Source organism: Cupriavidus sp. FW305-3-2-15-C-LB2, from assembly GCF_058787575.1.
Map to the genome: position 1 here is coordinate 1 of NZ_JBYSZW010000092.1, position 17,643 is coordinate 17,643.

Below are 17,643 nucleotides of genomic sequence, written 5' to 3' on the forward strand. Positions count from 1 at the left end.
GCGTCGGCATCCGAGTACACCGCGACGGTGCGGATGCCGAGCCGGCGGCAGGTGGCGGCCACGCGGCAGGCGATTTCACCGCGGTTGGCGATCAGGATCTTGCTGAACATGGCTCCTCCTAGTTTTTCGACAGGACGGCGAGCCAGCTGATTACCGGTGGGCTTCCTTACCTCGTCATCCCGCGTAGCCCTCTGCGCGGATGTCGAGGCGGGCCAGCAGGGCGCGATCGCGGTCGGCCTGCGGGTTGCCGGTGGTCAGCAGCTTTTCGCCGTAAAAAATGGAATTGGCGCCGGCCATGAAGCACAGCGCCTGCAACGCTTCGTCCATGGCCTCGCGGCCGGCGGACAGGCGCACCATGGCGCGCGGCATGGTGATGCGTGCCACGGCAATGGTGCGGACGAACTCGAACGGGTCCAGCGCCTCGGTGCCCGCCAGTGGCGTGCCTTCGACCTGGACCAGGTTGTTGATGGGCACCGACTCCGGATACGGGTCCATATTGGCCAGCTGCGCGATCAGGCCGGCGCGCGCTTCGCGCGCCTCGCCCATGCCGACGATGCCGCCGCAGCAGACATTGATGCCGGCGTCGCGCACATGGCCGATGGTGTCGAGCCGGTCCTGGTAGGTGCGCGTGGTGATGATCTTGCCGTAGAACTCAGGCGAGGTATCCAGATTGTGGTTGTAGTAGTCCAGCCCCGCCTCCTTGAGCTGCTGGGCCTGCTCGGCCTTGAGCATGCCCAGCGTGACGCAGGTCTCCAGGCCCATGGCCTTGACTTCGCGCACCATGTCCATCACCGGCTCCAGGTGGCGGTCCTTGGGGCTGCGCCAGGCGGCGCCCATGCAGAAGCGGGTGGCGCCATTGGCCTTGGCCGCGCGCGCGGCGTCCAGGACTTCGTCCAGCGCCATCAGCTTTTCGGCCTTCACGCCGGCATCGTGGTGCGCGCTCTGCGGGCAGTAGCCGCAATCCTCTTCGCAGCCGCCGGTCTTGATCGACAGCAGCGTGGACAGCTGCACGGTATTGGCGTCGAAGTGCTCGCGGTGCACTTGCTGGGCGCGGAACAGCAGGTCGTTGAACGGCAGCGCGAACAGCGCGGCAACGTCATCGACGCGCCACGCGGCGTCATCGGGCAGTGCGTGCGAGCGCGCGCTCTGGCGCAGGGAATCGACGGAAACGGTAGTAACGGTGGTAGCGGTGTGAGCTTGAGTCATGATCGATGCGAATTCTGGTTCAGGCAGCAAGGCCGGCGGCCTCGGCTTGGTATTGGGTAGCGGCGGCGAACAGCGGCGCAAGGTCGAGCCGGCCAGCGGCAGCGGCGGGCGCCAGTTGCCAGGGCAATTCACCGAGGCAAGGCGCGTCCAGCGACGCATGCAGCGTGGCGATGTTCTCGTCGGCCAGCAGCATGTCCGGGTCGACCCGGTTGGCGATCCAGCCCGCCAGCGGCAGGCCGCGCGCGCGGATGGCTTCGGCGGTCAGCACGGCGTGGTTCAGGCAGCCGAGCCGGATGCCGACCACCATCACTACCGGGACCGCCAGCATCACCGCCAGGTCGGCGGTGTTCCAGCGCACCGCGCCTGCGTCGAGCGGCACATTGAAGCCGCCCACGCCCTCAACCACCACCGCATCGGCCTGCCGGCGCAGCGCGTCGAAGGCGGCACGGACCGGCGCGCGCGTGATGCGCACGCCCTCGTGCGCGGCGGCCAGGTGCGGCGAGCACGGGGTGCGCAGCAGGAACGGGCAGGTCTGGCCCAGCGGCACCGCCACCGAGCTGGCGGCGCGCAGCTGCGCCACGTCGTCGTTGTGCCAATGGCCGTCGCGCCACTCACTGCCGCTGGCCACGGGCTTCATGCCCGCGGTGCGGTAGCCGGCGGCATGGAGCGCATGCAGCAGCGTGGCGCTGGCGTGGGTTTTGCCGATGCCGGTATCGGTGCCGGTGACAAAGCAGGCGAAAGGCGCACGCGTGCTCATGCGACCTCCCGCTGCGCCACGGCGGCGCTCAGGGCATCCAGCAGGCGCCGCACATCGTCTTCGGTGTGCGCGGCCGACAGCGTGATGCGCAGCCGCGCGGTCCCTTCCGGCACGGTCGGCGGCCGGATCGCGCCGACGCGGATGCCATCCGCCTCCAGCGTGGCCGACAGCGCCAGCGCGGCGCCGTTGTCGCCGACGATCAGCGGCTGGATCGCGGTCTCGCTGTCGCCCAGCGTCCAGCCCGCGATGGCAGCCAGCTGGGCCAGCCCCTCGCGCAGCATGCCGATGCAGCGCGTCAGTTGCGCGCGGCGTTGCGTGCCCTCCTCTCCTTCGATGATCGCCAGGCTGGCCAGCAGCGCATGCGCGACTGCCGGCGGCGCGGCCGTGGTGTAGATATACGGCCGCGCGGTGTTGACCAGGTGTTCGATGATGGTCTCGTGCGCGGCGACGAAGGCGCCCGCCACGCCGGCGGCCTTGCCGAGCGTGCCGATATAGATCAGCCGCTCGGACGACAGCCCCAGCGCTTCCAGCACGCCGTGGCCCTGCTCGCCCAGCACGCCGAAGCCGTGGGCGTCATCGACAATGATCCAGGCGTCATGGCGCTCGGCCAGTTCCAGCAGCTTGCGCAGCGGCGCGACATTGCCGTCCATGCTGAACACGCTGTCGGTCACGATCAGCTTGCGCTCGCTGGTGCTGGCCGCCAGCAGCGCTTCCAGCGCGGCGGTGTCGCAATGCGGGTAGCGCTGCACGTCGGCGCGCGCGAGCCGCGCCCCATCGATCAGCGAGGCATGGTTGAGCGACTCGCAGAACAGCGTGGCGCCCGCGGTGCCCAGCGCGGTCAGCACCGCCATGTTGGCCATGTAGCCGGTGCAGAAATACAGCGTGCACGCATGCGGGATATGCGGGGCGAGCCAGCGCGCCAGTTCCGCTTCCAGCTGGGTGTGCGCCAGCGAATGCCCGCTGACCAGGTGCGAGGCACCGCTGCCCGCACCATAGCGCTGCGCGCCTTCCACCAGCGCGGCGATCACGTCCGGGTGGTTGGCCAGCCCCATGTAGTCGTTGCTGCAGAAGGTCAGCAGCGATTCCGGCTCGGACCCGTCCTCGCCCACGGCCTGGTGCGGCGCGCAGGCAGTGTGGGCAACGCGGCGGCGGCGCGTCAGGGCCAGCGCGTGGCGCTGTTCGGCGGCCCGCCTCAGTTGTTCAAGCAGCATGGCGCACCTCCCCGCTCGTGGTCACATCGTCGAGCGTGGCCATCATCTGCTCGCCCAGCCAGCGTGCCTGCGCGGCATCGAAGACGTAGGGCGGCATCACGTACAGCGTATTGCCGATCGGGCGCACCAGCAGCTCGCGCTCGCGCGCGGCGTGATGGAAGCGCGCGGCAAAGTCGGCGCCGGCGACGTCATCGCGCACATCGGCGGCCCAGATCAGCCCGCGCTGGCGGACGTGCCGCAGGCGCGCGTCGGCGGCCAGCGCGGCCATGCCGTCGGCGAGCCAGTGCGCGCGCTCGCGGTTGCGCGCGAGCACGGTCAGCACCGCCATGTTGGCCATGTAGCCGGTGCAGAAATACAGCGTGCACGCATGCGGGATATGCGGGGCGAGCCAGCGCGCCAGTTCCGCTTCCAGCTGGGTGTGCGCCAGCGAATGCCCGCTGACCAGGTGCGAGGCACCGCTGCCCGCACCATAGCGCTGCGCGCCTTCCACCAGCGCGGCGATCACGTCCGGGTGGTTGGCCAGCCCCATGTAGTCGTTGCTGCAGAAGGTCAGCAGCGATTCCGGCTCGGACCCGTCCTCGCCCACGGCCTGGTGCGGCGCGCAGGCAGTGTGGGCAACGCGGCGGCGGCGCGTCAGGGCCAGCGCGTGGCGCTGTTCGGCGGCCCGCCTCAGTTGTTCAAGCAGCATGGCGCACCTCCCCGCTCGTGGTCACATCGTCGAGCGTGGCCATCATCTGCTCGCCCAGCCAGCGTGCCTGCGCGGCATCGAAGACGTAGGGCGGCATCACGTACAGCGTATTGCCGATCGGGCGCACCAGCAGCTCGCGCTCGCGCGCGGCGTGATGGAAGCGCGCGGCAAAGTCGGCGCCGGCGACGTCATCGCGCACATCGGCGGCCCAGATCAGCCCGCGCTGGCGGACGTGCCGCAGGCGCGCGTCGGCGGCCAGCGCGGCCATGCCGTCGGCGAGCCAGTGCGCGCGCTCGCGGTTGCGCGCGAGCACGTCGTCCTGCGCGAACAAGTCCAGCGTGGCCAGCGCGGCGCGGCAGGCCAGCGGGTTGCCGGTGTAGGAGTGCGAATGCAGGAAGCTGCGGGCCAGCTCGTCGGCGACGAAGGCACGCTGGATCTCCGGGCGCGACAGCACCAGCGACAGCGGCAGGTAGCCGCCGCTGATGCCCTTGGACAGGCACAGGAAGTCGGGCCACAGGTGCGCGGGCAGCGGCGCCTCCCCGGCGCGCGACTGTTCCCACGCGAAGAAGGTGCCGGTGCGCCCGCAGCCCACCGCGATCTCGTCGGCGATCAGGTGGATCCGGTAGCGGTCGCACAAAGCGCGCGCGCCATCCAGATACGACGGGTCGTACATCGCCATGCCGGCGGCGCCCTGCACCAGCGGCTCGACGATCAGCGCGGCGATCTGGCCGGCGCGCTCGCGCAGCAGGGTTTCCAGCTCCGCCAGGGCGCGGGCGGCCACGTCCGCAGCGCTCTCGCCGGGTGCGGCCTGGCGTGCGTCGGGCGACATCACCACGTGTGCGCGGCGGATCAGCGGATCATAGGCATCGCGGAAGACTTCCACGTCGGTCACCGCGAGCGCGCCCACGGTCTCGCCGTGGTAGCCGTGGCGCAGGCAGACGAACTCGCGCTTGGCAGGCAGGCCGGTATTGCGCCAGTAGTGGAAGCTCATCTTCAGCGCGATCTCGACCGCCGAGGCGCCGTCCGAAGCGTAGAAGACATTGCCGAGCGCGCCGCCGGTCAGCGCCGACAGGCGCTCCGCCAGCTCCACCGCCGGGGCATGGGTGCAGCCGGCGAGCATCACGTGCTCAAGCGTTTCCAGCTGGCTGGCCAGCGCGGCGTTGATGCGCGGGTTGGCGTGGCCGAACAGGTTGACCCACCACGAACTGGTGGCGTCGAAATAGCGGCGGCCGTCGGCATCATGCAGCCACGGGCCGACGCCGCGCACGATCGCCAGCGGCACCGCGTCGTCGTCGGGGCGCAGCCGCGTGCATGGATGCCAGACGGCGTTGCGGCTGCGCTGGCCGAGTGCCTGCGCGTCTCTGCCTGGGGAAAGGGACAGGTGATCCAAGGTAGCCCTCCTTTGTTGACCGTCCGCGCGCGCGCCGTTGCCGGCAAGGCCGGGCAGTGCGACGGTGGCGGACAGGTTGGGGAGGGTCATGTTAGGAATGTCTCTTTCAGGTTGGCAATGACAATGGAATTTCCAAGTTAGCGGCGCGTTAGCGAAACTTGACGAATGTTTCCATGATGAAGCCTTGTTCTTGTTGCTAGCGTGCTGCGATCTACACGCAATCTTTATTTACGGAGGCATGCTGTCGCATGCTGCTACGGAACTCCCCTCTCCCGCCTGCGGGAGAGGGGTGGGGGGAGAGGGCAGGCCTTCCCACGAAGTCAGGCGCCTCATGCTTGGCATAAGCCCGCCCTCTCCCCCAGCCCCTCTCCCGCGCGCGGAAGAGGGGAGCAAACAAGCGGTAAGCCAGTCTTTTGCCTCAAGCCGGCCGCCACGACGGCGAGCGCTTCTCCAGGAACGACTTCACCCCTTCACGCCCCTCTTCCGACGCCCGGATCTTTGCAATCCGGTCCGCGGTATCGGCCAGCAAGTCGTTGTCGATCGCGCGCCCGGCGATGTCCTGCACCAGTCGCTTGCTTTCGCGCACGGCGTTCGGGCTGTTGGCCACCAGCGCAGTCGCCAGTTCGGCGACCTTGGCGTCCAGAGCCTCGGCCGGCACCACCGCATGCACAAAGCCCAGCCGCAGCGCCTCGGCGGCATCGAAGCGCTCGGCGGTGATGAAGTAGCGGCGTGCGGCCTGCTCGCCCAGCGCGCGGATCACATACGGGCTGATGGTGGCGGGCAGCAGTCCCAGGCGCGCCTCGGACAGGCAGAAGTGCGCGTGCTCGGCAGCCACCGCGATATCGCACGCGGCCACCAGGCCCATGCCGCCGGCGTAGGTGTCGCCCTGGATGCGCGCGATCACCGGGCGCGGGCACGACCAGATGGTGTGCAGCATCTGCGCCAGGGTCAGCGCATCGGCGCGGTTCTGGTCGTCGGAATAGCCGGCCATCTTCTTCATCCAATTCAGGTCGGCGCCGGCGCAGAAGGCAGGGCCGTTGCCGGCCAGCACGATGGCGCGCACCTCGTCCATGTCGCCCAGCGCGCGGAAGGCGCCGGTCAGCTCGGCGATCACGGTCTCGTTGAAGGCGTTGCGCACATCGGGCCGGTTCAGCGTGACGGTGGCGACGTGGCTGGCGATATTGACGGTCAGGGCGGTGAATTCCATGGTTCGCTCCGTTGGCGGATTAAGTTGTCTGGTGCGGTTCAGGTCCCGGCGTCGAACGGCAGCCCCAGCGAGCGGAAGAAGTTGCCGACTTCAGGCAACCACACCGGGATGCCTTCGCGCGCGCTGAAGACGCGATGCGAGTCGTTGCCGAACTCGCCCACGTCCACCAGCCGCGATCTGGCCGCGGGACCGGTGGCGCGCGCCTTGAAGGCGTTGAACATGCGGCCGGGCAAGGGCACCGGCCAGTAGCTGTCGTTGTCGCCGTACACCCACAGCGACGGGTAGCGCGCCAGGCCGCCATAGCTGGCAAAGGCATCGACCAGGCGCTCTTCCCAGTCCGCGCAGTTCAGGTTGCGCAGCCCGCCCGCGAAGTTGACCACGCCCAGCACCCCCGGATAGCCGATGGTGCTGAACGCCATCGTGGTCAGGCCCCCGTGCGACTGGCCGATCACGACAATGCGGTCCATGTCCACATAGGGCTGCGTGGCCATGAAGTCGAGCGTGGCGACGACATCGTCGGCCTGCATCATGCCGTTGGTCTCGATGTCGCAGCTGCCGCCCACATAGGCGCCACCCGAGCGCGCAAAACCCTGCCGCATCGGCAGCACCACGGCGTAGCCGCGGCGCAGGAATTCCAGGCTCTGCGCCGGAAAGCGCGCGCGCCCCTGCATCGCGGGCCGGCCCGGCGCCTTGCCGTGGTTGATCACCACCAGCGGGAACGGCCCATCGCCAGCCGGCTTGAATACCGTGGCCTCCAGGTCGATGCGCGACGGGATCGCCGCCTTGGGCAGCATCACCACCTGCTCCTGGAAGCGCATGCGCGGCGCAGGATTGCCGTTGCCGCTCGCGCTCTGCGCATGCCCCGACAGCGGCGCCAGCAAGGCAAGCGCCGTGACCAGGGCTGGGCTGCAAAGCAGGCGGGCGACGCTGCGCATGGGGTGGAAGGCGGTAATGTGACAGTAGCGGCGTGGCCGGGATTACATGCGGAACACGCCGAACTTCATCTCGTCGATCGGTGCGTTCAGGCTCGCGGAAAGACCCAGGCCCAGCACGGTGCGGGTCTGCGCCGGGTCGATCACGCCGTCGTCCCACAGCCGCGCGCTGGCGTAGTACGGATGGCCCTGGTGCTCGTACTGGTCGCGGATCGGCTGCTTGAACGCCTCTTCCTCTTGCGCGCTCCACTTGCCGCCCTTGCCCTCGATGCCGTCGCGGCGCACCGTGGCCAGCACGCTGGCGGCCTGCTCGCCACCCATCACCGAGATGCGCGCGTTCGGCCACATCCACAGGAAGCGCGGCGAATAGGCGCGCCCGCACATGCCGTAGTTGCCGGCGCCGAACGAGCCGCCGATGATCACCGTGAACTTGGGCACCTGCGCGGTGGCGACCGCGGTCACCATCTTGGCGCCATTGCGGGCAATGCCTTCGTTCTCGTACTTGCGGCCCACCATGAAGCCGGTGATGTTCTGCAGAAACACCAGGGGGATCTTGCGCTGACAGCACAGCTCGATAAAGTGCGCGCCCTTCAGTGCGGATTCGGAGAACAGGATGCCGTTGTTGGCGACGATGCCGACGGGGTAGCCCCAGATGCGCGCGAAGCCGCACACCAGCGTGGTGCCGTAGCGCGCCTTGAACTCGTCGAACTCGGAGCCGTCGACCAGGCGCGCGATCACCTCGCGCACGTCATAGGGCTTGCGCGTGTCGGTCGGGATCACGCCGTACAGTTCTTCCACCGGGTAGAGCGGCTCGACCGGCTCGTGCAGGCGGATCTGGTCCGGCTTGCGGCGGTTCAGGTGCTGCACGATATTGCGCGCCAGCGACAGCGCGTGGTGGTCGTTCTGCGCGAAGTAGTCGGCCACGCCCGACAGGCGCGTATGCACGTCGGCGCCGCCCAGGTCTTCGGCGCTGACCTCCTCGCCGGTGGCGGCCTTCACCAGCGGCGGGCCGCCCAGGAAGATGGTGCCCTGGTTCTTGACGATGATGGACTCGTCGCTCATCGCGGGCACGTAGGCGCCGCCGGCGGTGCACGAGCCCATCACCACCGCGATCTGCGGGATGCCCCGCTTGGACAGGTTGGCCTGGTTGTAGAAGATGCGGCCGAAGTGGTCGCGGTCGGGGAACACATCGTCCTGATTGGGCAGGTTGGCGCCGCCGGAATCGACCAGGTAGATGCACGGCAGGTTGTTCTCCTCGGCGATCTCCTGTGCGCGCACATGCTTCTTGACCGTCATCGGGTAGTAGGTGCCGCCCTTGACGGTGGCGTCATTGCAGACGATCACGCACTCCTGCCCGGCCACGCGGCCGATGCCGGTGATGATGCCGGCGCCAGGCGCGGCATTGTCGTACATGTCGTACGCGGCCAGCTGCGACAGCTCCAGGAACGGGGTGCCCGGATCCAGCAGTTGCTGTACGCGGTCGCGCGGCAGCAGCTTGCCGCGCGACAGGTGCTTGTTGCGCGCGTCGTCGCCGCCGCCTTCGGCCAGCTTCGCGATCCTGGCCTTGAGGTCGGCCACCAGGGCCTGCATCGACTCGGCGTTGGCCTGGAAGGATTCGGAGCGGGCGTTGAGTTTGGTTTCCAGGGTGGGCATCTGTGTCTCTTCCTGCTTGATATTGGTTTTCGCCGTCCTGCCAGCGGCCGGGCTCAGCCTGCGTGCCTGGGCAGCGGGTGCCCCGGCATCAGGTCGTAGGGGTGCTTCCAGCCCGGCAGCGCACGGATGCGCTCGGCCCAGGCGTGGATATGCGGATACTCCTTGCGCCAGTGCACGCCGATCTCGTCGTCGAAGAAGACGTAGCCCGACAGCGAGAAGTCCGCGATGGTGGCGCGCTCGCCCAGCAGGAACGCTCGCCCGGCCAGTTGCGCGTTGAGCACGTTCCACGCGCCTTCGCAGCGCGCGCGGAAGAACTCCAGCACGGCCGGGTCCGGCGACCTGGCAAAGGTGCGCATGAAGCGATAGGTGGCGGTGTAGGAGGTGAACTTGTGGTTGTCGAACAGCAGCCAGCGCAGCACCTCGGCGCGCTCGGCCTCGTCGCGCGGGCCGTAGGCATCGAGGCGCGTGGCCAGCGTTTCCAGGATGGCACCGGACTGCGACAGGCGCTGGCCGCCGCACTCCAGCACCGGCACCTCGCCCATCACGTTGATGGCGCGGTATTCGGGCGTGCGGGTCTCGCCGTTGAAGAAATCGACGAAGCGCGGCTGCCACAGCTGCTGGCCGCGCTGCACGCCGACGGTCTCCAGCAGCAGCGCCACCTTGTAGGCATTGCCGGACTGGGCAAAGCAATACAGCAGGTACTCCGGCTCATTCCGCTTCTCGATGCTCATGATGTCTCCCCGATCATGTCGCCATCCACATAGAGCCAGCGCGGTGCCTCGCCAGGCGCGCGCGGCTCGCGTACAAAGCGGCTGCGTTCGTGCAGCCGCATGGCGCGCCCGCCTACCTTGTAGCGCGCCACGAACTCCACTTCGGCATGCGCATCGTCCTGCTGCGCATGCGCCTTCACCGTGAGCCCGAGCCAGCGCGTGGCGGTATCCGGCAACAGGTCGGCCGGGCAGGTCGATGCATGCCAGGTCTGCCGCAACCATTCCATGTCGTTCAGCACATAGGCGCTGTAGCGGGAGCGCATCAGTGCCTCGGCATTGGGCGGCAGTGCCTCGCCACGATGGAAGCGGCCGCAGCAGGCGGCATAGTCCGCGCTGCCGCACGGGCACGGCACCGGTCCGGCCTTGGGCAGGCGGCCTGCCGCTTTCGCGGTCATCCCACCAGCTCCGGCAGGTCGCGCATATCGGTGAAGATGGTGCCCGCGCCGGCCTCGCGCAGCAGCGCGGCATCGTTGCGCTCGGCGTAGCCGAACACCGTCATGCCGGCGGCAACGCCCGCGGTCACGCCGGTCGGGCTGTCTTCCACCACGGCGCAGCGCGCCGGCTCAACGCTCATGGTGCGCGCGGCCAGCAGGTACACATCGGGCGCGGGCTTGCTGCGTGCCACTTCGGTGGCGGAGAAGATATGCTCGCGCTCATCCTGCTGGAACAGCTCGACCAGGCCGGTCCTGGTCAGTTGCAGCTTGACCTTGACGCGGTCCGCACCCGACGCCACGCACACCGGCATGCCGGTGGCGGCGATCTTGCCAATCGCCTCGCGCACATGGGCGACCGCAGCGACTTCGGCTTCCAGCACCGCGTTGCGGCGCGCCAGCCAGGTCGACAGCCAGTTCTCGGGCAGCGGCGCGCCGCGCATGCGCTCGATCATCTCCAGCTCTTCGCGCACGGCGCGGCCGAGAAACAGGCGCGTGGAGTCTTCCAGCGAGATCTCGATGCCAAGCTCGTTCAGCATCTGGTTGAGCACGCGGTTGACGATGGGCTCGCTGTCGACGAGCACGCCGTCGCAGTCGAAGATCACGCAATCGAATCGGCCGGAATGGCCACGGGTTGCTGCAGTCATGCGGGTTTCTTTTCCTTGGTGTCCAGGCTCGGCACAGCCCGGAGTTCAGTCTGGCGGCGGCTCTTCAGGTGGGCCTCGACCTGGTCGAAGCGGTCGAAGCCCCAGAACGGCTCGCCATCGATGATGACGAAGGGCGAGCCGAACACGCCCTTGGCCATCGCCACGTCGATCTCGGCCTTGAGCTGGTCCTTGATCTGGTAGCTGGTGGCGCCGGCATCCAGCGCCTGCACGTCCACGCCCAGCGGCTCGGCCAGCTTCATGATCTCGGCCGGCTCGGCGATATTGATGTCGTCGACGAACAGCGCGCGGTACACCGACTTGGCAAAGGCCGCGGCGATGTCATCGCCGTGGTGGTTCTGCAGCCACAGCATGGCACGCGCGGCGTGCGTGGTGGGCAGCGGGAAATGCGTGGGGCGCTTGTACTCGATGCCGTGGAAGCGCGCGGTGCGCTCGAAATCGCGCCACGAATAATCGCCCTTGAGCGGCAGCTGCGGCAGCGGCGAGGCGCCGGTGGTCTTGAACACCACGCCCAGCAGGATGGGATGCCAGGCGACGATGCGCCCGTACTTCTGCGCCAGGTCGTCGATGCGGGTACTGGCAAAGTAGCCGTAGGGCGAAGAGAAATCAAAGTAGAAGTCGATCGCTGCGGTCATGTCGGGGCCCTTCTTGTTGTGGTTGCCGGTACGGGGATCAGGGAAGCGCGCCGCCTTCGCGGCACACACCCCATCGTACGCGCATCGCTAGGCCAGCGCGCGCGCGATCAGGATCTTCTGGATATCGCTGGTGCCCTCGTAGATCTGGCACACGCGCACGTCGCGGTAGATGCGCTCCACCGGGAAGTCGCTGACGTAGCCGTAGCCGCCGAACACCTGGATCGCATCCGAGCACACCCGCTCGGCCATCTCGCTGGCAAAGAGCTTGGCCATGGCCGCTTCCTTCAGGCACGGGCGGCCGGCGTCGCGCAGCGCGGCGGCGTGCCACACCATCTGGCGCGCCACGTCGATGCGGGTGGCCATCTCGGCCAGGCGGAACTGCACCGCCTGGTGCTGGAACAGCGGCTGGCCGAAGCTCTCGCGCTCCTTGGCATAGGCCAGCGCCGCCTCGAACGCGGCGCGCGCCATGCCGATGCTCTGCGAGGCGATGCCGATGCGCCCGCCTTCCAGTCCCGACAGCGCCATCTTGTAGCCGCCGCCCTCGTCGCCGAGCAGGTTGGCCGCCGGCACGCGGCAGTCCTCGAACAGGATCTGCGCGGTGTCCGACGAATGCTGGCCGAGCTTGTCCTCCAGCCGCGCCACCACGTAGCCCGGGGTCGAAGTCGGCACGATAAAGGCGCTGATGCCGCGCTTGCCTGCGGCCTTGTCGGTCACGGCCAGCACGATCGCCACGTCGGCGTTCTGGCCGCTGGTGATGAACTGCTTGACGCCGTTGAGCACGTAGTGGTCGCCATCGCGTACCGCAGTGGTACGCAGCGCCGACGCATCCGAGCCCACGTGCGGCTCGGTCAGGCAGAACGCGCCCAGCATCTCGCCGCGCGCCAGCGGCACCAGCCACTGCTGCTTCTGCGCCTCGCTGGCGAACGACATCAGCATGCTGCACACCGGGCAGTTGTTGACGCTGATGACGGTGGAGGTGCCGCCATCGCCGGCCGCGATCTCTTCCAGGATCAGCGCCAGCGACAGGTAGTCCAGTCCGGCGCCGCCGTATGCCTCCGGCACCGCCACGCCGTAGGCGCCCAGCGCCGCCAGTTCGCGGTGCACGTCCTTGGGGAAGGTCTTGTCGCGGTCCCACTGCGCGGCCTGCGGCGCGATCACTTCCTGCGCGAACTGGCGCACGGCGTCGCGGATCATTTCCTGTTCGGGGGTCAGCAGCATGTCGGTTCGATGCTCAGTGTGCGTGCGCGCTTACCAGGGGATGGGCGTGCCGTCGTAATTGTGGAAGGTGCCGTTGTCGCGCCGCTTGACGCCGGCGAGCAACTGGCGCATGCACTTGACGCTCTGCTGCACGGTCAGGTCGGCTTCCTGGCCGCCCATGTCGGTCTTGACCCAGCCCGGGTGCAGCGCGACGCAGGTGGCGTGGCGCGCATCGAGCGAGACCGCGCGCAGCGCCGCATTGGCGCCGGCCTTGCTGACGCGGTACAGCCAGCTGGTGCTGTGCTCCATCGCGGTGATGCTGCCCATGCGCGAGGACAGCACCGCCAGCACGCCGCCGTGGCCGGACTGGCCCGCTTCGACGTAGGGCAGCAGCAGCGGCAGCGCCATCATCGGGCCCAGCACGTTGACATGCATCACCCGGTCGAATTCCTGCGGCGTGACCGGTTGCGCGCCTTCGGTGCGGGGTCCCAGCACGCCGGCGTTGTAGATCGCCACGTCGAGGGCTTCGCCGTCGAGCTTCCAGCCCAGGCCCGCGACCGCGCCGGCATCGGACAGGTCGACCTGATGGGCTTCGGCGCCCAGCGCCTGCAATGCGCCGACGCCTTCAGGCGTACGCGCCGCCGCAATGACGCGCCAGCCGTCGGCACGGTACTGGCGCACGAATTCAAGGCCGATGCCGCGCGAGGCACCGAGGATCAGGACGGTTGGCAAGGCTGTGCTCCTTTGTCGGGCTGGCCGGAGCGCGAAACGGCTCGCCCGGCCACGGGTTCAGCAAACTGCCTCTGTCTTGCTCCCTCTCCCGCAAGCGGGAGAGGGGAGAAAACAAGCGGGAAGGAACGCGTTACAGGATCTCGATCCCCACCGCAGTCGCCTCGCCACCACCAATGCACAGGCTCGCCACCCCACGCTTGCCCCCGGTCTTGCGCAGCGCGCCGATCAGCGTGGTCATGATGCGTGCGCCCGAAGCGCCGATCGGGTGGCCCAGTGCGCAGGCGCCACCATGGATATTGACCTTGTCGCGCGGGATCTTGAGGTCGTGCATGGCCGCCATCGGCACCACGGCGAAGGCCTCGTTGATCTCGAACAGGTCGACGCTGTCGGTGGTCCAGTCCAGCTTGCGGTACAGCTTGGAAATCGCTTCCACCGGCGCGGTGGTGAACCAGCCCGGCGCCTGCGCGTGGGTGGTGTGGCCGAGCATGCGCGCGATCGGCTGCAGGCCCAGCTTCTTCGCGGTGGAGGCGCGCATCATCACCAGCGCCGAGGCGCCGTCGTTGATGGACGACGACGAGGCCGCCGTGATGGTGCCGTCCTTGGCAAACGCGGGCTTGAGCGAGGGGATCTTGTCCAGCTTGATGCGGCGCGGGCCTTCGTCGGTGTCGATCACGGTGTCGCCGCCCCTGCCGGACACCGTCACCGGCGCGATCTCCCAGCGGAAGTCGCCGTTCTCGGTGGCCTGCTGGGCGCGGCGCACGCTTTCCATCGCGAATTCGTCCTGCTGCTCGCGCGTAAAGCCGTACTTGGCGGCGCAGTCCTCACCGAAGGTGCCCATGGCGCGGCCCTTGTCATACGCGTCTTCCAGGCCGTCCAGCATCATGTGGTCGTAGATCATACCGTGGCCGATGCGGTAGCCGCCGCGGCCCTTCGGCACCAGGTACGGCGCATTGGTCATGCTCTCCATGCCGCCGGCAATGGCGATATCGAACGAGCCCGCGATCAGCCCGTCGTAGACGGTCATGGCCGCGCGCATGCCCGAGCCGCACATCTTGTTGACGGTGGTGCAGCCCACGCCCAGCGGCAGGCCCGCGCCCAGCGCGGCCTGGCGCGCCGGGGCCTGGCCCTGGCCGGCCGGCAGCACGCAGCCGAACACCACCTCTTCCACCTGCTCGGGCTTCAGGCCGGCGCGCTCTACGGCGGCGCGGATGGCCACGGCGCCCAGCTGCGGCGCGGTGACGCTGGCGAATTCGCCCTGGAACGCAGCCATCGGCGTGCGGGCGGCTGAAACGATGACGATCTCTTCCATGTCGGGTCTCCTGGATCGGTGGATGAAGAAGCGGTGTGTGCGTCCGGTCAGCGGATCGACGCCTGCGGCGGATCGCCGTACTGGCGGTAGGCCGCGGCCAGTTGCTCGCGCAGTTCGTCGTTGCTGCTGGCGGCCATGCCCAGGTCGCGCAGCAGGCCGTCGGACACGCCGTAGACCCAGCCATGCACGGTCACCGCCTGGCCGCGGCTCCAGGCGTCCTGGAGCACGGTGGTCTGGCAGACGTTGTTGACCTGCTCGATCACATTGAGCTCGCACAGCCGGGTATGGGCATCGTCTTCGCGCAACAGCGTGCCGAGATAGGCCTCGTGCTTGTCGGCCACGTCGCGCACATGGCGCAGCCAGTTGTCGGCCAGGCCGATGCGCTCGCGCTTGAGCGCGACCTTGACACCGCCGCAGCCGTAGTGGCCCACCACGGTGATATGGCGCACCTTGAGCACCTCTACCGCGAACTGGATCACCGCCAGCGCGTTCAGGTCGCTGTGCGCGATCACGTTGGCGATATTGCGGTGGACGAACACCTCGCCCGGGGCGAGGCCCAGAATCTGGTTGGCCGGCACGCGCGAATCGGAGCAGCCGATCCACAGGTACTCGGGCGCCTGCTGGTTGGCCAGGCGCATGAAGAAGGTGGGGTCTTCGGCGTTGACGCGGTCGACCCACTCGCGGTTGTTGCGGAACAGCTGGGCGATGGCGTCAGTCATGCGACCCTCCTTGCAGGACCAGGATCGGGAACGGCAGCGGTACCCTGCGCGCTGCCAGCTTCGCTGTAGCGGTGAATGAATCGCTCTGAACTGTGATAGGCAAAGAAGTCATGAACATGTCCGGCCAGCAGCCGGTCCTTGTGGCTCTGCCACATGGCAGGGTCGAAAAAGTCCGCATGGTGGCGCAGGAACGCCGCGCGCACGCGCGTGTCGCCCAGCAGGAAGGTGCGGAAGGTCTCGGGAAAGATGTCGTGCGGACGCACCGTGTACCAGACCTCGCCCGACATCTCCTCTTCCTCGTTGCGCGGCTGCGGCACGTCGCGGATGTTGCAGTCGGTCAGGTACTCGATCTCGTCGTAGTCGTAGAACACCACGCGCCCGTGGCGCGTGACGCCGAAGTTCTTGTACAGCATGTCTCCCGGAAAGATGTTCGCAGCGATCAGCTCCTTGACGGCGTTGCCGTATTCAATCACGCCGTGCTCGACCTGCTCGTCAGTGCCCTCCGTCAGGTAGATGTTCAGCGGCGTCATGCGGCGCTCGATATAGACGTGGCGCACCACGATCTCTTCGCCGCCATCCTTGCCGCGCTGGTACTCGATCATCGACGGCGCGTGCTGCTCGAACTCGCGCACCAGCGCCTCGTCGAAGCGCGAGAGCGGGAAGGCCACGTCGGAGTACTCCAGCGTATCGGCCATGCGGCCGACGCGGTCGTGCTGCTTGACCAGCTGGTACTTGGACTTGACCAGCTCGCGCGTGGTTTCCTTGGGCGCCGGGAAAAAGTCCTTGATGACCTTGAACACGTACGGGTACGACGGCAGCGTGAACACCAGCATCACCAGCCCGCGGATGCCGGGCGCGACGATGAACTTGTCCGACGAATGCTGCAGGTGGTGCAGGAAGTCGCGGTAGAACAGGTTCTTGCCCTGCTTCTGCAGGCCCAGCGAGGTATAGATCTCGGCGCGCGGCTTGCGCGGCATGATGTCGCGCAGGAAGGTCACGTAGGCCGACGGGATCTCCATGTCGACCATGAAATAGGAGTGCGTGAACGAGAACAGGATCAGCAACTGTTCCTTCTTCAGCAGCACGGTGTCCAGCGTCAGCTTGCCCGAGGGGCCGTGCACGATCGGGATCGCCAGCGGGAAAGTGCGGTCGCCGTTCAGGATGCGGCCGATGATGAAGGCCGACTTGTTGCGGAAGAACAGCGACGACAGCGTATGGACCTGGAAATTCGGCGCGATGCGCAGGTCGCCGAAATGCTCGCTGACCGCGCGCACCACGTAGCCGATGTCGCGCTGCAGGTCCTCGAACGGGCTCTCCAGCTGGAAGTTGTGCACGATGCGCTCGAAGCACGCGGCCATGCCCTCGCGGCTGCCCGGGTAGTAGGCGCGGAAGGTGGGGCGCGTGGGCGATTCCTCGTTCTCGATGTACTCGGTCGAGATCGCCGGGCGCACGAAGATGAAATCGTTGTTGAAGTACGAGCGGTGCAGGATGCGCGTGCAGACCGAGTTGAAGAAGGTCTCGGCCAGCTCGGGCTGGTGGTGGTTGGTCAGCAGGCCGATGTAGTGCAGCTTGATCTGCTGCCAGATCTCGTCCTCGATGTTCTCGGCGTCGTACTCGTCTTCCAGGATCACGCTCGATTCGCGCACGCGCTCGTTGTAGAACGCAATGCGGTCGCGCTGGATCTGCTGCAGCCCGTGCCAGTCGCCGGCCTCGAACTTGAGCTTGGCCTGGTGGCTGACCTCGCGGAACAGGCGGTAATGCTTGTCGAACCCGTCGAGCATCGTTCTCGCCACATCGAAGGCAATCTGCGAGGAGAGCAGTTTGGGGAAGTGGGACATGGGTCGACGGGGGCCGGGAGAAATGTGCGGCGAGCGGTCTTGCGACGGGTACTGAGATTGTAATGGGGTTCGGGCGGGGGCTCCGGGTGATTTCGGCGCCCCCCTTGCGCTTTACATGGTTTCGGCGAACAGCTCGCGGCCGATCAGCATGCGGCGGATTTCCGAGGTGCCGGCGCCGATCTCGTACAGCTTGGCGTCGCGCCACAGGCGGCCGGCCGGGTATTCATTGATATAGCCGTTGCCGCCCAGGATCTGCACGGTCTCGCCCGCCATCCAGGTGGCCTTCTCGGCGGTGTACAGGAT

Annotated in this window: 19 protein-coding genes; all 19 read right to left on the reverse strand. The window is 67.9% G+C overall.

Features of this window, described 5'->3' with window-relative positions; translation table 11 throughout:
* Positions 1-110 (reverse strand): biotin carboxylase N-terminal domain-containing protein (locus tag AC3WRR_RS35185; protein WP_492299505.1); only part of this gene is annotated, 110 nt, incomplete at its 3' end.
* Positions 111-174: 64 nt separating this feature from the next.
* Positions 175-1,206, reverse strand: a complete 1,032-nt coding sequence (gene bioB, locus AC3WRR_RS35190; protein ID WP_010813271.1) for a biotin synthase BioB — start codon at positions 1,204-1,206, stop codon at positions 175-177.
* Between the two features lie 19 nt (positions 1,207-1,225).
* A complete protein-coding gene (gene bioD, locus AC3WRR_RS35195; RefSeq protein WP_011614388.1) occupies positions 1,226-1,963 on the reverse strand; it encodes a dethiobiotin synthase in 738 nt (245 codons plus the stop codon).
* On the reverse strand, positions 1,960-3,174 hold the full coding sequence (bioF, locus tag AC3WRR_RS35200; RefSeq protein WP_010813269.1) for an 8-amino-7-oxononanoate synthase: 1,215 nt from the start codon (positions 3,172-3,174) through the stop codon (positions 1,960-1,962). Before bioF ends, bioD begins: the two co-directional genes overlap by 4 nt.
* Positions 3,164-3,862: an aminotransferase class III-fold pyridoxal phosphate-dependent enzyme gene (locus AC3WRR_RS35205; protein ID WP_492299497.1), complete on the reverse strand. Its 699-nt coding sequence runs from the start codon at positions 3,860-3,862 to the stop codon at positions 3,164-3,166. The genes bioF and AC3WRR_RS35205 overlap by 11 nt, the downstream gene beginning before the upstream one ends.
* Positions 3,852-5,252 (reverse strand): adenosylmethionine--8-amino-7-oxononanoate transaminase, encoded by a 1,401-nt coding sequence (gene bioA, locus AC3WRR_RS35210; RefSeq protein ID WP_058698942.1) that lies wholly within the window; start codon positions 5,250-5,252, stop codon positions 3,852-3,854. The genes AC3WRR_RS35205 and bioA overlap by 11 nt, the downstream gene beginning before the upstream one ends.
* Before the next feature lie 418 nt (positions 5,253-5,670).
* Positions 5,671-6,459, reverse strand: coding sequence for an enoyl-CoA hydratase/isomerase family protein (locus AC3WRR_RS35215; RefSeq protein WP_011614386.1), 789 nt, complete (start codon positions 6,457-6,459; stop codon positions 5,671-5,673).
* A gap of 38 nt (positions 6,460-6,497) precedes the next feature.
* Positions 6,498-7,394: a dienelactone hydrolase family protein gene (locus AC3WRR_RS35220; protein WP_041687111.1), complete on the reverse strand. Its 897-nt coding sequence runs from the start codon at positions 7,392-7,394 to the stop codon at positions 6,498-6,500.
* Between the two features lie 42 nt (positions 7,395-7,436).
* Positions 7,437-9,044: a carboxyl transferase domain-containing protein gene (locus AC3WRR_RS35225; protein WP_492299499.1), complete on the reverse strand. Its 1,608-nt coding sequence runs from the start codon at positions 9,042-9,044 to the stop codon at positions 7,437-7,439.
* Between the two features lie 53 nt (positions 9,045-9,097).
* Positions 9,098-9,775 carry a glutathione S-transferase family protein gene (locus AC3WRR_RS35230; RefSeq protein WP_010813264.1) on the reverse strand — a complete coding sequence of 226 codons (678 nt, stop codon included), beginning with the start codon at positions 9,773-9,775 and terminating at the stop codon, positions 9,098-9,100.
* The gene (locus AC3WRR_RS35235) at positions 9,772-10,209 is read right to left on the reverse strand and encodes a YchJ family protein (protein ID WP_010813263.1); all 438 of its coding nucleotides are present in this window, start codon (positions 10,207-10,209) and stop codon (positions 9,772-9,774) included. The genes AC3WRR_RS35230 and AC3WRR_RS35235 overlap by 4 nt, the downstream gene beginning before the upstream one ends.
* Positions 10,206-10,892 (reverse strand): HAD family hydrolase, encoded by a 687-nt coding sequence (locus tag AC3WRR_RS35240; RefSeq protein WP_058698938.1) that lies wholly within the window; start codon positions 10,890-10,892, stop codon positions 10,206-10,208. The genes AC3WRR_RS35235 and AC3WRR_RS35240 overlap by 4 nt, the downstream gene beginning before the upstream one ends.
* Positions 10,889-11,545: a 2-hydroxychromene-2-carboxylate isomerase gene (locus AC3WRR_RS35245; protein WP_010813261.1), complete on the reverse strand. Its 657-nt coding sequence runs from the start codon at positions 11,543-11,545 to the stop codon at positions 10,889-10,891. The genes AC3WRR_RS35240 and AC3WRR_RS35245 overlap by 4 nt, the downstream gene beginning before the upstream one ends.
* Before the next feature lie 87 nt (positions 11,546-11,632).
* The gene (locus tag AC3WRR_RS35250; RefSeq protein WP_011614383.1) at positions 11,633-12,763 is read right to left on the reverse strand and encodes an acyl-CoA dehydrogenase family protein; all 1,131 of its coding nucleotides are present in this window, start codon (positions 12,761-12,763) and stop codon (positions 11,633-11,635) included.
* A gap of 30 nt (positions 12,764-12,793) precedes the next feature.
* Positions 12,794-13,474 carry an SDR family oxidoreductase gene (locus AC3WRR_RS35255; RefSeq protein ID WP_492299501.1) on the reverse strand — a complete coding sequence of 227 codons (681 nt, stop codon included), beginning with the start codon at positions 13,472-13,474 and terminating at the stop codon, positions 12,794-12,796.
* A 130-nt stretch (positions 13,475-13,604) separates the two neighbouring features.
* A complete protein-coding gene (locus tag AC3WRR_RS35260; protein ID WP_011614382.1) occupies positions 13,605-14,783 on the reverse strand; it encodes an acetyl-CoA C-acetyltransferase in 1,179 nt (392 codons plus the stop codon).
* A gap of 47 nt (positions 14,784-14,830) precedes the next feature.
* Positions 14,831-15,502: a carbonate dehydratase gene (can, locus tag AC3WRR_RS35265; protein WP_010813257.1), complete on the reverse strand. Its 672-nt coding sequence runs from the start codon at positions 15,500-15,502 to the stop codon at positions 14,831-14,833.
* Entirely contained in the window at positions 15,499-17,340 is a 1,842-nt protein-coding gene (gene aceK / locus AC3WRR_RS35270) for a bifunctional isocitrate dehydrogenase kinase/phosphatase (RefSeq protein WP_010813256.1), read from the reverse strand. Before aceK ends, can begins: the two co-directional genes overlap by 4 nt.
* Before the next feature lie 111 nt (positions 17,341-17,451).
* A partial coding sequence (locus AC3WRR_RS35275) for an acyl-CoA dehydrogenase family protein (protein WP_492299503.1) occupies positions 17,452-17,643 on the reverse strand: 192 nt, incomplete at its 5' end.